Annotated in this window: 9 protein-coding genes and 1 pseudogene; 1 reads left to right on the top strand and 9 read right to left on the bottom strand. The window is 71.0% G+C overall.

What is annotated here, in order from left to right:
* Positions 1-5: 5 nt before the first annotated feature.
* Together B0E54_RS24005 and B0E54_RS24000 are read right to left on the bottom strand one after the other, a co-directional pair.
* Positions 6-1,556 carry a VCBS repeat-containing protein gene (locus B0E54_RS24005; protein ID WP_234588227.1) on the bottom strand — a complete coding sequence of 517 codons (1,551 nt, stop codon included), beginning with the start codon at positions 1,554-1,556 and terminating at the stop codon, positions 6-8.
* 52 nt (positions 1,557-1,608) lie between these two features.
* Complete coding sequence (locus B0E54_RS24000) at positions 1,609-3,867, bottom strand: AfsR/SARP family transcriptional regulator (RefSeq protein WP_234588225.1); 2,259 nt, start codon at positions 3,865-3,867, stop codon at positions 1,609-1,611.
* Positions 3,868-4,125: 258 nt separating this feature from the next.
* On the opposite strand from B0E54_RS24000, the gene B0E54_RS23995 reads away from it, so the two are divergent.
* Positions 4,126-6,978: an aconitate hydratase gene (locus tag B0E54_RS23995; RefSeq protein ID WP_234588223.1), complete on the top strand. Its 2,853-nt coding sequence runs from the start codon at positions 4,126-4,128 to the stop codon at positions 6,976-6,978.
* Positions 6,979-7,201: 223 nt separating this feature from the next.
* On the opposite strand, the gene B0E54_RS23990 is transcribed toward B0E54_RS23995, so the two are convergent.
* The 7 genes and pseudogenes from B0E54_RS23990 to B0E54_RS23960 form a co-directional block, all read right to left on the bottom strand.
* Positions 7,202-8,461, bottom strand: a complete 1,260-nt coding sequence (locus B0E54_RS23990) for an RNA polymerase sigma factor (RefSeq protein ID WP_234588221.1) — start codon at positions 8,459-8,461, stop codon at positions 7,202-7,204.
* A gap of 4 nt (positions 8,462-8,465) precedes the next feature.
* Positions 8,466-8,801: a YciI family protein gene (locus tag B0E54_RS23985; protein WP_234588219.1), complete on the bottom strand. Its 336-nt coding sequence runs from the start codon at positions 8,799-8,801 to the stop codon at positions 8,466-8,468.
* 83 nt (positions 8,802-8,884) lie between these two features.
* Positions 8,885-9,496 carry an ATP/GTP-binding protein gene (locus B0E54_RS23980; RefSeq protein WP_234588218.1) on the bottom strand — a complete coding sequence of 204 codons (612 nt, stop codon included), beginning with the start codon at positions 9,494-9,496 and terminating at the stop codon, positions 8,885-8,887.
* A complete protein-coding gene (locus tag B0E54_RS23975) occupies positions 9,477-9,863 on the bottom strand; it encodes a DUF742 domain-containing protein (RefSeq protein ID WP_007462630.1) in 387 nt (128 codons plus the stop codon). Before B0E54_RS23975 ends, B0E54_RS23980 begins: the two co-directional genes overlap by 20 nt.
* Positions 9,864-9,868: 5 nt before the next feature.
* Positions 9,869-10,291, bottom strand: coding sequence for a roadblock/LC7 domain-containing protein (locus B0E54_RS23970; protein ID WP_234588217.1), 423 nt, complete (start codon positions 10,289-10,291; stop codon positions 9,869-9,871).
* Between the two features lie 90 nt (positions 10,292-10,381).
* Positions 10,382-12,964 carry a nitrate- and nitrite sensing domain-containing protein gene (locus tag B0E54_RS23965; RefSeq protein ID WP_234588216.1) on the bottom strand — a complete coding sequence of 861 codons (2,583 nt, stop codon included), beginning with the start codon at positions 12,962-12,964 and terminating at the stop codon, positions 10,382-10,384.
* 123 nt (positions 12,965-13,087) lie between these two features.
* Positions 13,088-14,139, bottom strand: a pseudogene (locus tag B0E54_RS23960) (prenyltransferase); the annotation flags it as partial.

Below are 14,139 nucleotides of genomic sequence, written 5' to 3'. Positions count from 1 at the left end.
AGCTGTCAGGCAGTCGCGGGGATGTCCGCGCAGCCACCCCAGTGGTGGTCGGCGAAGATCTGGCTGTTGTCCGTGATGTCAAGGACCCACCAGGTGGAGCCGTTGGTGCAGTCCCGGCGGTACAGAGCCAGGTCGTTGATGCCGTCCCCGTTGTAGTCACCGGGAGCGGGGATATCCGCGCAACCGCCGTACTTCAGACCCGACCTGACCGCGTTGGCCGTGACGATGTCGAAGATCGACCAGGACGAGCCGTTGGTGCAGTCCTGCCGGTACAGCGCGAGGTCCGTCGACCCGTTGCCGTTGTAGTCACCCGGGGCGGGGATGTCGGCGCAGCCGCCGTACTTGAGGCTCGACTGGATCGCCCCGCTCAACCGCACGTTGTAGATCGACCAGGACGAGCCGTTAGCGCAGTCCTGCCGATAGAGGGCCAGGTCGGTCCACTTGTCGCCGTTGTAGTCACCCGGTGCCGGGATGTCCTTGCAACCGCCGTACTTGAAGCCGGACTTGATCGCGCTGGAGTTCTTCACGTCGTAGATCGACCACGACGAACCACTGGCGCAGTCCTGCCGGTACAGGGCCAGGTCGGTCACACCGTCACCGTTGTAGTCACCCGGCGCCGGAATGTCCGCACAGCCCCCGTACTTGAAATCGGCCTTGATCTGCGTCGTCTTGTCCCGACCGTTCAGGATCCACCACGCCGAACCGTTGACACAGTCCCGGCGGTACAACGCCAGATCCGCCACCCCATCACCGTTGTAGTCACCCGGGGCCGGAATGTCCGCGCTCCCGCCGTAGTGACGATCGGAGAAGATGCTCTCGCGCGAGTTGGAGCTCTCCACCCACCACGCCGAGCCGTTCGTGGCATCCCGCCGGTACAGCGCCAGGTCCGTCTGGCCGTCGCCGTCGTAGTCCCCGGTGACCATCCTGGTCGCGGTGGGACTGTCGACGATGTTCTTGTATCGCAGCGGTCGGTTGTGGGTGATGTCGTAGTACGAGATGTCGCCGACCTGGTTGTGGCTGTTCGGGACCGGCCCCTTGGCCCAGTCCTGGAAGGCCGGACCGTTCAAGGAGTAGGTGAACGCGCCCTTGCTGTGGTCGGCGCCGTCCTTCCATCGGGCGAACAACTCGATGTGCCCACTCGAAAGGATCGCGTCACCAGGCTTGAGCGAGTCCGCGCTGATCGAGTCCGTCACCGACCCGATCGAGTTACGGAAGTCGTCGGTCGTCGGGCTGCTGGAAAGGTGCCACGCCATCGAGACCAGGCCGGAGCAGTCCGTCCGGTACTGCTTACCGCCGGGGTCCGACGATTGTTGGGTCGAGATCACCCGTCCGGTGCCGTCGTAGACCGTGCCGTAGACCACGTTCTTGTCGACCCAGTACTGGGCGCGGGCGAGCACCTCGGACCGGGTGATCTGGCCGCCGATGCTGCTGGCTGCCTGGGCCGGAGCGGCGGACGCCACCACCTGGATCGCGGTGAGCGCGGTGGCGGTGGCGGCCAACGCCAGCGCTCCGGCCACGATGCGACCGGCGCGCTGACGTAACCTTGTTCTGGTCATCGGGATCCCTTCGACTGGCCAATTCCTGCCAGTGAGGGTGCTCTGGCTCCCTTCAGGAACGCTGCAGCTCGACGCCTCGGCAGGTACAGCGGATCTGGAGCTTCTCTGCAGCGCACACGGCGCCGAGGCCAGGCGACGGTCGCCGCCTGGCCGCGCCGGTGTGGGTCGACGGATATCGCCCGTCCGGGCCCGAGGAGGTCGAGCCGGCAAGGGCACCTGCCACCTCACAGGCCAGGTCGTCCAGCCGGTACGCGGCACATGCGGTGACCACGGCGTCGAGCGTCGCGCGCTCCCGGGCGAGCCACAGCGCGGGGTGGGACAGGGCCGTCTGGACTGCGGTGCCGAACGGGGACCCGTCCGCCGGTAGATGCCAGGCGAGGAACTCTCCGGTCGGCGCCGGGTGCGACGCCGCGCCGACCAGGTGCAGGCCGGCAGCGGCGATCGCCCCTATCCCTTGACGCAGCAGGTCGTCCGGGTCCTCGATCTCGGCCCGTTCGCGCGCGAAGAGCCGAACCAGCTCGTGCAGCCGGTACCGGGGCTGCTCGCGGCTTCCGGTCGGTACGACGTCGACCAGCCAGGCGTCGACGAGCCGGTCGAGCAGTTGCTCTCCCGCCGTCTCGGACAGGCTCAGCGCGGCAGAGACCGTCCACGAGGCGAAGTCCGGTGCCCCGAGAACTGCCAACAGCCGCAGGGCCGCCTGCGCCGACGGGTCCAGGGTCTGGTAGCTGAGGGCGAAGCTGGCCCGAACCTCCTGGTCACCAGCGGCGAGCTCGTCCAGCCGGCGGCGCTCGTCGGCAAGCCTGCTGGCCAGGACCTCCAGCGGCCAGTTCCGCCGGCCCACCAGCCGGGCCCCGGCCACCCTGATCGCCAGGGGCAGGCCGCCGCAATGCTCGACGATGGCCCGTGTCGCGTCCGGCTCCTGCCGGGTACGGCCGCTGCCCACGATCCGGTCCAGCAGCTCGGCGGCTTCAGCCGTCTCGAGCACGTCGAGTTCGGTCAAACGGATCCCGTCCAGTCCGCCGAGAGCGGTGCGGCAGGTCACCAGCACCGCGCAACCGGGAGCCGCGGGGAGCAACGGTCGGAGCTGACTCTCACTGCCCGCGTCGTCGAGCAGCACGAGTAGGCGCCGGCCGGCGGTACGGGTCCGGTAGAGCTGGACCCGCTCCGCCAGGGTCTCGGGCACCGCCTCGGCGGCGACGTCGAGTGCCCGTAGAAAGCCACCGAGGACGTCAAGAGGTTCGAGCGGAGTGTCGCTGAGGCCGCGCAGGTCTGCGTACAGCTGCCCGTCCGGATAGTGGTCGCACGCCTCGTGACCGACGCGCACCGCCAGCGCCGATTTGCCCACGCCGCCTCTGCCGACGATGACCTCGACCGGCCGGGTGCCGCGGCCGACCGGCGCGGTGATGGTCTGCACGAGCGACTCCACCACGGCACGCCGGCCGGTGAAGTCCACGGGCTGCGGCGGCAGTTGCGCGGGACGGATCGGCGCTGCGCGGGTGCCGTCGGGGTGGTTGGTCGCCGCGGTGGTGGTGATCCGCTGCTGCTGTCCGGGGTATGGCGCTGGCGGCGGCGCCTCGTCCTCGCGCAGCAGCAGCTCGTGGATGTTCCGCAGTTCGGGGCCTGGTTCGATGCCCATCTCCCCGATCAGCAGAGCCCGTGCCTCCCGATAGACCGCCAGCGCGTCGGAGCGGCGTCCCATCATGGCCAACGCCGTCATCAGGTGGCCGCGCAGCCGTTCCCGGTAAGGATGGCTGCCGACCAGGCCGGTCAGCTCGGCGCACGTCTGTTCGACGTGGCCGAGGGCGAGCTCGGTGGCGACCCGTTCCTCGACAGCCGTCAGCCGCAGTTCCTCCAGCCGCAGCACCTCGCCGGAGAGCGCGTGGTGATCGACGTCGTCGAGTGCGACACCTCGCCAGATGTCATCGGCGGCGCGCAGCCTGCGGATGCCCTCGCCGGACCGACCGTGCGCCAGCGCCGCCCGACCCAGCCCCACCTGCCGTTCGAAGACGTCGCGGTCCACCGTCTGAGGGTTGACCTGAAGGAGGTAGCCGGAGGACTGGGTGACGATCGCCGACGCCCCGTCCGGCCCGATCAGTGTCCGGCGCAGTGCCGAGACGTACGTTTGTAGAACGCCACGGGCGGTGCCCGGGGGTGCGGCACCCCAGACGGCATCGACCAGTTTCGCGGTCGATACCACCCGCCCGTGCTCGACCAACAGTGTGGCGAGCAGGGTTCGTCGTTTGCGTCCGCCGAGCGGTATGAGCCGCCCGTCCCCCAGCACCTCGACCGGCCCAAGCAGACGGAATTCCACGCCAACCTCCCCCGAAGCAGCCGGCAGTAGCCGGGCAGACAGGCTAGGTCCGCAAGGCGCACGGGAGGAGTCCGGCACGTCGACGGGAGGTGACGTGATTCCGGCAACGTTCGTCCCGAGACCTGGGCCGAGGTTGCGCGAATAGCAAGACGGACGTACGGTTTTGTTGAAGAGCGGAATCGGCGGTAAGTGTCACCTAACCTCGGCGGCACCCCGGCCGGTGCGACAGACTGCTCAGGACTACTCACGGTCGCTGGTGTGAAGGAGTACGACGTGGCGAGCCTCGACACCTTCGGTGCGAAGACCCAGCTACGCGTCGGAGACGCGAGCTACGAGATTTTCAAGATCGACAAGGTGGACGGCCACGAGCGGCTGCCGTACAGCCTGAAGATCCTCCTGGAGAACCTGCTGCGGACCGAGGACGGCGCGAACATCACCGCCGACCACATCGAGCAGCTCGGCGGGTGGGACCCCACCGCCGACCCGAGCGTGGAGATCCAGTTCACCCCGGCGCGGGTGCTCATGCAGGACTTCACAGGCGTGCCCTGCGTGGTCGACCTGGCCACCATGCGCGAGGCCGTACGGGAGCTGGGTGGCGACGCCACCAAGGTCAACCCCCTCGCCCCCGCCGAGCTGGTCATCGACCACTCGGTGATCGCCGACCTGTTCGGCCGCGAGGACGCGTTCGCCCGCAACGTCGAGCTGGAGTACGAGCGCAACAAGGAGCGCTACCAGTTCCTGCGTTGGGGCCAGACCGCGTTCAACGAGTTCAAGGTCGTCCCGCCGGGCACCGGCATCGTGCACCAGGTCAACATCGAGTACCTGGCCCGCACCATCATGGAGCGCAACGGCCAGGCGTACCCGGACACCGTGGTCGGCACCGACTCGCACACCACGATGGTCAACGGCCTGGGCGTGCTGGGCTGGGGCGTCGGCGGCATCGAGGCCGAGGCCGCGATGCTCGGTCAGCCGGTCAGCATGCTGATCCCGCGCGTGGTGGGGTTCAAGCTCTCCGGTGAGATGCCGGCCGGCACCACCGCCACCGACCTGGTGCTGACCATCACCGAGATGCTGCGCAAGCACGGTGTGGTCGGCAAGTTCGTCGAGTTCTACGGCCCCGGCGTGAGCGCCGTGCCGCTGGCCAACCGCGCCACCATCGGCAACATGTCGCCCGAGTACGGCTCCACCGTGGCGATCTTCCCGATCGACTCCGAGACGATCCGCTACCTGGAGCTGACCGGCCGCGACGCCGCGCAGGTCGCGCTCGTCGAGGCGTACGCCAAGGAGCAGGGCCTCTGGCACGACCCGGACGCGGAGCCGGCGTACTCGGAGCGCCTGGAGCTGGACCTGGGCTCCATCGAGCCGTCGCTCGCCGGCCCGAAGCGCCCGCAGGACCGGGTGCCGCTGGGTGCCGCCAAGACGCTGTTCCGCTCGGCGCTGACCGACTACGTCGCCGACGACTCCACCGTCGAGCGTGACCTCAAGCCGGGTGTGCCCCGTGAGGAGCTGCCCCGCGGCGCGAACGGCCCGGCCGACGAGGCCAGCGCCGAGTCCTTCCCGGCCAGCGACCCGCCGGCCAACGACTTCAGCGACCCGGCCGACGAGCCGCGCGACCTGGAGACCGCTGCGGTGGGCGCGGGCGGCCGGGCCACCAACCCGGTCCGGGTCACCGGCGCCGACGGCGTCGAGTACGAGCTGGACCACGGCGCCGTGGTGATCGCCGCCATCACCTCCTGCACCAACACGTCCAACCCGCAGGTGATGATCGGCGCGGCCCTGTTGGCCCGTAACGCAGTGGAGAAGGGCCTGACCCGCAAGCCGTGGGTGAAGACCACCCTGGCCCCGGGCTCCAAGGTCGTCATGGACTACTACGAGCGGGCCGGCCTGACGCCGTACCTGGACAAGCTCGGCTTCAACCTGGTCGGTTACGGCTGCACCACCTGCATCGGCAACTCGGGCCCGCTGCCCGAGGAGGTGTCTGCCGCGGTCAACGAGCACGACCTGTCGGTCGTCTCGGTGCTGTCGGGCAACCGGAACTTCGAGGGCCGGATCAACCCGGACGTCAAGATGAACTACCTGGCGTCCCCGCCGCTGGTGGTGGCGTACGCCCTCGCCGGCACGATGGACATCGACCTGGCCAACGAGCCGATCGGTGAGGACAGCGACGGCAACCCGGTCTTCCTGCGGGAGATCTGGCCGAACAGCGCCGAGATCCAGGACGTCATCGCCCAGGCGATCGGCGCGACCGGGTTCAGCGCCGCGTACGCCGACGTCTTCGCCGGTGACGAGCGGTGGCAGTCGCTGCCTACCCCGACCGGCGACACGTTCGCCTGGGCCAGCGACTCGACCTACGTGCGCAAGCCCCCGTACTTCGAGGGCATGCAGCAGGAGCCGAGCCCTGTCGTCGACATCTCGGGCGCGCGCGTGCTGGCCAAGCTGGGTGACTCGGTGACCACCGACCACATCTCGCCGGCCGGCGCGATCAAGGCCGACTCGCCGGCGGGCACGTACCTCGCCGAGCACGGTGTGCCGCGCCACGAGTTCAACTCGTACGGCTCCCGCCGGGGAAACCACGAGGTGATGATCCGGGGCACGTTCGCCAACATCCGGCTGCGCAACCAGCTGGTGCCCGGGGTGGAGGGCGGCTTCACCGTCAACCACCTCACCGGCGAGCAGACCTCCATCTACGACGCCTCGATGGCCTACCAGGAGGCCGGCATCCCGCTGGTCATCCTGGCCGGCAAGGAGTACGGGTCGGGCTCGTCGCGGGACTGGGCGGCCAAGGGCACGATGCTGCTGGGCGTCCGGGCGGTCATCGCCGAGTCGTACGAGCGGATCCACCGCTCCAACCTCATCGGCATGGGCGTGCTGCCGCTGCAGTTCCCGGTGGACGTCACCGCCGAGTCGCTCGGCCTGACCGGCACCGAGATGTTCACCATCACCGGTGTGACGGCCCTGAACGACGGCGACACCCCGCGCACGGTGACGGTCACGACCGACACCGGCGTGGAGTTCGAGGCAGTGGTGCGGATCGACACCCCGGGTGAGGCGGACTACTACCGCCACGGCGGCATCCTGCAGTACGTGCTGCGCCGCATGATCGCCAACTGACGTACCGACGCGCCAGGCTCCTTTCCGCAGAAGCGGAAGGGAGCCTGCGTCGTCTTCCCGCCGCCCCATCGCGCCAACCACGAGATCTTGGACAGTTTCCGTTCGACGCGAACGGAAACTGTCCAAGATCTCGCGTCCCGTGGCTCCATGGCACCGGCCGGACCGGCCCGGCAGTCTGGACCCGGTTCCTGGTGCGGGGGCAGGCGCGGCTGACCCCCACGTCCTACGGGATGAGTTCGTCTGCCCGGTCCAGCAGCGCGCTCCGCTCGGCGGCCGAGTCGACCGCAGCCGCGGCCTCCCGGAACAGCGCGGCGGCCCGCGGCCGGTCACCCTGCCGGGCGACCAGATCGGCCCGTACCGCCACGGCGAGCGGGTTGCCGTCCAACCCTCCCCCGGCCTGCGCCGCGTCGAGCACGCCCAACCCGGCGTACGGCCCGTACGCGTAGCCGTGCGCGACGGCGCGGTTGAGCGCGACCACCGGCGAGGCCCGGATGTCGGCAAGCGCGTCGTAGGCCCGCGCGATCGTCGGCCAGTCGGTGTCGTCGGCAGACGGCGCGGTGGCGTGGCAGGCGGCGATCCGGGCCTGCCACGCGTACGGCCCGTCATCGCGTACCCGGGCAAGGGCCGCCTGGCCCTCGGCGATGGCCGCATGGTCCCACCGCGCCCGATCCTGGCGCTCGAGGGTGAGCAGGTCGCCTGCGGCGTCCCGACGGGCGTCCCGGCGGGAGTGCTGGAACAGCAGCAGCGCCAGCAACGCGGCGACCTCGGACTGCTCCGGCATCAACACCTCGAGCAGCCGGGCCAGCCGGACCGCCTCGTCGGCGAAGGCCGGCTCGCCGTCGACGGCGTAGCCCCGGGTGAACAGCAGGTACAGCACGGCGAGGACGCCGGGCAGCCGTTCGGCCAGCGCCGGCCCGCTCGGCACCCGGTACGGGATCCCGGCCTGCGCGATGCGGGTCCGGGCGCGGGTCAGCCGGCGGGTCATCGTCGACTCGCTGACCAGCAGGAGCCGGGCGATGTCGGCGGTCGGCACCCCGCAGACGGTCCGCAGGGTCAACGCCACCCGCGCCTCGATCGCGAGCGCGGGATGGCAGCAGGTGAAGATGAGCCGCAGCCGGTCGTCCACCACGTCCCTTCCCGCCGGGGTCTCGGGCCACGCGTCGTCCGGCGCGAGCACCGCCAGTTCGTGCAGCTTGCGGCGCTCGACGGCGGTCCGGCGCAGCACGTCGATCGCCCGGTTGCGGGCGACGGTCAGCAGCCAGCCGCCCGGGTTCCCCGGCACGCCGTCGCCGGGCCAGCGTTCCAGCGCGACAGCGAGCGCCTCCTGCGCGCAGTCCTCGGCCAGCGCCCAGTCGCCGGTCAGTCGGATCAGGGTCGCGACGATCCGGGGGTACGCGTCCGCGCCGGCGGCCGCGACGGCCTGCGCCGCCGCGGCCGCGCCGACGCTGTCGGGCGCACCGGTGGTGGTGTCGGTGCGGCTCATCCGATCAGGCGGACAGGTCCGCGTACGGGCGCAGTTCGAGCCGCCCCTCCCGCGCCATCGGGTGGGTGCGCGCCACCTCGATCGCCTCGTCGAGGTCGGCGCAGTCGAGCAGGTCGAAGCCCACGATGACCTCAGTGGTCTCGGCGAACGGCCCCTCGGAGACGAGCAGCTCGCCGTCGCGGACGCGGACCATGGTGGCGGCGCTGGTCGGCGCCAGCACGTTGCCGGTGAGGCGTCGGCCACGGGAGTCGTTCTCCGCCACCCACTTGTGGATGTCGGGCAGCTCGGTCGGGTCCGTGTCCGGTGCGGTGTCGGTGCAGACGAACATCATGAACTTCATCTGGCGCTCCCTCGTGTGTCCGGGTGTCGCCAGCATGACGAACGGGCGCAGCCGTTCCGGACAGCCTCCCGAAAAAAACTCCGTCAGTCCGTGCCGGCAGCCCGCCGGCGGGCCTCGCGGGTCTTCATGGCGTGCTCCATGAGGGTCACGAGCACCTCCTTGCTGGATTCGCGCTGACGGGCGTCGCAGAGCAGCACCGGCACGCCCGGGTCCAGGTTCAGCGCGGTCTGCACCTCGTCGAGCCGGTACTTGCGGGCACCCTCGAAGCAGTTCACCGCCACGACGAACGGGGTGCCCCGGCCCTCGAAGTAGTCGATCGACGGGAAGCAGTCGGCCAGTCGGCGCGTGTCGGCCAGCACCACCGCGCCGATCGCGCCCAGCGCCAGCTCGTCCCAGACGAACCAGAACCGGTCCTGCCCGGGTGTGCCGAACAGGTAGAGCACCAGGTCGTCGCTGATGGTGATCCGACCGAAGTCCATCGCCACGGTGGTGGTGGTCTTACCCTCCACCCCGGACAGGTCGTCGATGCCGACGCCGGTCTCGGTCAGCACCTCCTCGGTGCGCAACGGCCGGGTCTCGCTCACCGCGCCGACCATTGTGGTCTTGCCCACGCCGAAGCCACCGGCGACCAGGATCTTGATCGCGGTGGGCAGTGGCGTCGCTCCCGCCGGCCGGTCAGAGTGCCCGTAGTCCATTGATTACCGCCTCGAAGATGCTGTTGTCGGGAAGACCGGCCGTGGTCTGGGGTTCGCGTACCTGCACGAGGTTGCGGGCCGCCAGGTCGCCGAGGAGCACCCGGATGGTCCCCACCGGAAGGTCGAGGTGGGCGGCGATCTCGGCGACGGACTGTATTCGCTGGCACAGGCCGACGATCGCCAGGTGCTCGGGACCGAGACCCACCTCCGGCGTCACGTCGGCTCGGGTCGCAGTGACCAGGGAGATCAGGTCGAACGTGCCGGTGACCGGGCGGGCACGCCCGCGTGTCACCGCGTACGGGCGCACCACCGGGCCCGCATGGTCATCCACCCACTGATGCTCTGCGGACTCCCCCTGCACCGTCATGGCCGTTACCTCTCGCCAGCCGACTGTTCGGCGCCCCGCGACGGGGAGGCCACGTACTTGCCGACCCGGGTGACGAGCATCGCCATCTCGTACGCGATGAGACCGACGTCGGCGTCCTCGCTGGCGAGAACCGCCAGGCAGGCGTTGCGGCCGGCGGCCGTGACGAACAGGAACGACGACTGCATCTCGATGATGGTCTGCTGCACCTGCCCGCCGCCGAAGCGCTTGCCGGCACCCCGGGCCAGGCTCTGGATGCCGGCCGCCATCGCCGCGAGGTGCTCGCCGTCGTCGCGGCTCAACCCCTGCGAGGAAGCCATCAACAGCCCGTCGGTGGAGAGCGCGACCGCATGCTCGGCCTGCTTCACCCGGCCCACCAGATCATCCAGCAACCACGTCAGGTCGGCACTCGAAGCCGTCTTCTGGGCCACTTCGTCGTCCTCTTCTCGCCCGGCAGTTGCGCCGTATTCGTCTTGGGCTTGACCGTCACACCGCGCGGAACCCGCAGCACCGGTGCTCGGTCAGGTGGCTTGTGGTTCCTCGCCGGTCGGCTCGGGCGTGCCGCTCGCCGAGGCGTCGGACGCGCCACCGAGCAGTCGCGCCGCGTCGGTCCGACCGCGCCGGGTGCCGGTCTGATACGAGCTCATCATCCGGCGTACCTGCTCCGGTGGCCGTGCCACGTCCTCCTCGTCGGACTCGGTTGCCGCCGGGTCGTCGCGCAGCTCGGGAACGATGTTCGCCTGGCGGACGCGGACCGGCAGGCCCGAGTCGGTCCGGTCCGTCTCGGCCCGCGCCGGGGCCGGCCCGCCGTCGCCGGCCGGCTCGCTGCCGCCGCCGCTCGGGCCGACCCGGTCCACAGCGGGAAGGCCGGTGGGCACCGTCGGGCCCTCCAGGGCCGGCTGGCCGAGGCCACGCCGGGCCCGGGTGGGCAGCTCCGCCGCCGGGGCGCCCAGGGTCGTCCGCTGCCGGGTGGGGAGTACGACCTCGGTGTCGGTCCCGTCCACCTGCTGCTCGGTCGGGGTGCTGCTCTCGGGCAGCACCGGGGCGGGGGTCACCGGCTGCGCCGCGCCCGGACCGCTCGTGTCCGTCGCCGTGGCGGCCACCGCGACCGACGAGAGGCTGGCGGAACGGCTGCCGTCGGCGGGACCGGCGGCGGACGGCCCCGACGGCAACGCGATGGCAGTCGGCCCGACGGGGAGCGCGCCGGAGTCCTCCGGGTCGGTCCCGTTCGCGGTGACCAGCTCCAACGGAATGAGCACGACTGCTGTGGTGCCGCCGTACGCCGATTCCTTGAGCCGGACCCGCACGCCGTGCCGCTCGGTCAGCCGGCTCACCACGTAGAGGCCGAGCCGGGCGGCGTTGGCGAGGTTCAGCTCGGACTGGTCGACGATGCGGTGGTTCGCCGCGGCCAGGTCCTCCTCGCTCATGCCGAGGCCCCGGTCCTCGATCTCGATGGCGAACCCGTTGGCCACGAGCTGGCCACGGACCTCGACCGTGGTGTGCGGCGGTGAGAACGACAGGCCGTTCTCGATCAGCTCGGCGAGCAGGTGGATGATGTCGCCGACCGCGCGGCCGGCGAGCGAGACGGGCCCGAGCGGCAGCACGTTGACCCGGGTGTAGTCCTCCACCTCGGCGACCGCGCCGCGCACCACGTCCACCATGGGGACGTTGCGCCGCCACGCCCGGCCCGGGGTGGAGCCGGACAGCACGATCAGGTTTTCCGCGTTACGCCGCATCCGGGTGGCCAGGTGGTCGACCCGGAACAGGTCCTCCAACTCCTCCGCGTCGTGCTCACGCCGCTCCATCGCGTCGAGCAGGGTGAGCTGGCGGTGCACCAGGGCCTGCGTACGCCGGGCCAGGCTGAGGAACACGTCGCGGACGTTGCGGCGCAGCTCGGCCTGCTCGACAGCGGTGCTCAGGGCGGTCTCCTGGACGGCGTTGAACGCCTTGCCGACCTGGCCGATCTCGTCGGTGCCGAACTCCAGCGGGGGCGCCTCGGTGGCGACGTCGACCTCCTCGCCGCGACCGAGCCGCTCGACCACCCGCGGCAGCCGCTCGTCGGCGAGCTGCCAGGCGGCCTGGCGCAGCCGTTCGAGCTGGCGCAGGAGGGTCCGGGCCGTGGTGATGGAGACGACGACCGAGGCGATGACGGCGAGCAGGCCCAGGCCGGTGGCGAGCACCAGCCGGACGACCACCATCACGGCCACGCCGGTGGCCCGGCCGACGATGCCCTCGCCGCCGTCGGTGACCGCGTCGTTCACCTCGGCCAGCGCCGGCTCGACGGTGCCGCGCCACTGCTCGGCGCTGACCGGCAACTGGGTGGCCGGCCGGCCCTCGCGGATGATGCTGTCCTGCACGGCGCGCAGCCGGGTGAACGCCTCGCCCCCGACGAGCTGCCGGTAACGGCGCTCGTCGGCGTCGGCGAGCCGGGTCCGGGTCTCCTCGCCGAGGAAGCGCTCGGCACCGACCAGGCTGACGTAGCGGGCGTACTCCGGGCCACTCATCCGGCCGTTGCCGAAGAGGCCGCTGAGCAGCGCGTCCTCCTGGGAGATCAGCTCCTTCATCCGGTTGAGCTGGATCAGGGCCGCCGCGTCGGCGGCGATCTCCTTGTCGTCCAGGCCGCCGGTGACGTCGTAGATCCGGAAGATCGATCCGATGGCGCCGGTGTAGGCGTCGGCGGCGGAGATCCGGTCCACCTTGCGGGCGAGCACGTCGGCGCGGGTCTGCTTCAGGCCGTCGATCTGCACGATCGTGGCGTCCAGCTGGGCGTCGAGCGCCGAGCTGCCGGCCACGTCGACCTGCCAGTTGCGGACCGAGTCGGCGAAGTCCTCGGCCAACTGCGCGGCCTTGCGCTGCTCGGCCTCCAGCGTCGCGCGCTGCTCGGCGTCGGGGTTGCTCAGGTACGCCTGGGTCAGCCGCCGCTCCAACTGGAGTTCCTGCAGCAGCGGCTCACTGGGCGTGTAGACCTTGCTGTTGAGCAGCTGGACACCGAGCAGGTTGAAACCGTCCCGCAGGGTCACCCATGCCGCGAACATCCAGAGCGCGACCAGGGAGAGCAGCAGGGCGACAACCTTGGTGCGGATACTCGTACCGCGAGAACGCATTGAACCGTCCCAGGCCGGGGTTGACTCAGCTCATCAACGGGTGATCATGAAAGACGACGTCCCGCCACAGCGGGGCGTACGGGGCTGAGGCTCTGCGTACGCTAGCAGTGTCCACACAACCCCTCAAGTTGTTGTTTTTGTTGCCGGGTAACCACAATCCACCACCGAACGGTCGGCATCCGCCAAATGGACGGACGCCAGACGGCAGGCGGCCAGCACCGCCGCGCGGACGATCGCAGTAGGACAGTACAGCTCCTTGCCGTACCACAGTGGACGGTCGATCCGGCCGGACGGCAGGTGCAGGTAGGCGTGGCCGCGCGCCACCGCGTCGTCGACCCGGGGCGCCCCGGTCGGTGCGGCCAGCAGCACCTGCAGGGCGTACGCGGTCTCCTCGACCGTGCCGCCCCACCGTCCCCACGAGCCGTCGGCGCGTTGACTGTCCAGCACCCAGCGCGCCGCCCGGTCCACCGCCTCGGCTGCCACGCCGCCTCTACCGAACTCCGCCAGCGCCAGCACGCAGCAGGCCGTGGCGTAGTACGGCGAGGCGTGCCACCGGTCCTGCCACGGGCCGTCGGCGAGCTGGTGTGCGGGCAGCACGACGCTGAGCCGCTCGACCGTCCGGTGGTAGCGCGTGTCCGCGCCGGGGTACGCGGCCACGTGCTGGCCGAACGCGTCCAGCACGTGCGCGTTGGTGGTGACCGAGAAGCCGTCCTCGCTCCCCGGCCAGGTGCAGAAACCGTCCGCCGTCTCGTACGCCCAGAGGCTGGCCGGGTCGGCGGGGTGGCCGAGTCGGGCCAGCGCGTCGAGCGTGACCGATGTGGTGTCGGCGTCGGTCGGCAGGCCCTCGCCGGTGGCGACGCCCTCGGCGGCGGTGGCGGTGGCCAGGGTGCGCAGCACGGTGGCCGGCGGGTTGACCGCGACACCGGCGCGACGCAGCCCGCTGAGCACCCAGGCCCGCTCGAACACGGTGATCGGGGTCGGACAGGGCACCGGTCCGTCACCCTCGCGGATCAGCTGCCGCAGGAAGGCGTGCGCGGCGGGGCCGGCGTCCGGGCCGGCGGCGGTCAGCCAGGCGGCGGTCGCCGCCGGCGAGGCGCCGACGGCGGTGAGGGTCGGCCCGGCGTCGGCCGGAGTCGCGTCCAGCAGCTCGTAGAAGTGGGCCAGCTTGGTCGGCA

Origin of the sequence: Micromonospora sp. MH99 (assembly GCF_021442385.1) — a bacterium.
GTDB lineage: Bacteria > Actinomycetota > Actinomycetes > Mycobacteriales > Micromonosporaceae > Micromonospora.
This window is presented reverse-complemented; position numbering and strand designations above follow the sequence as displayed.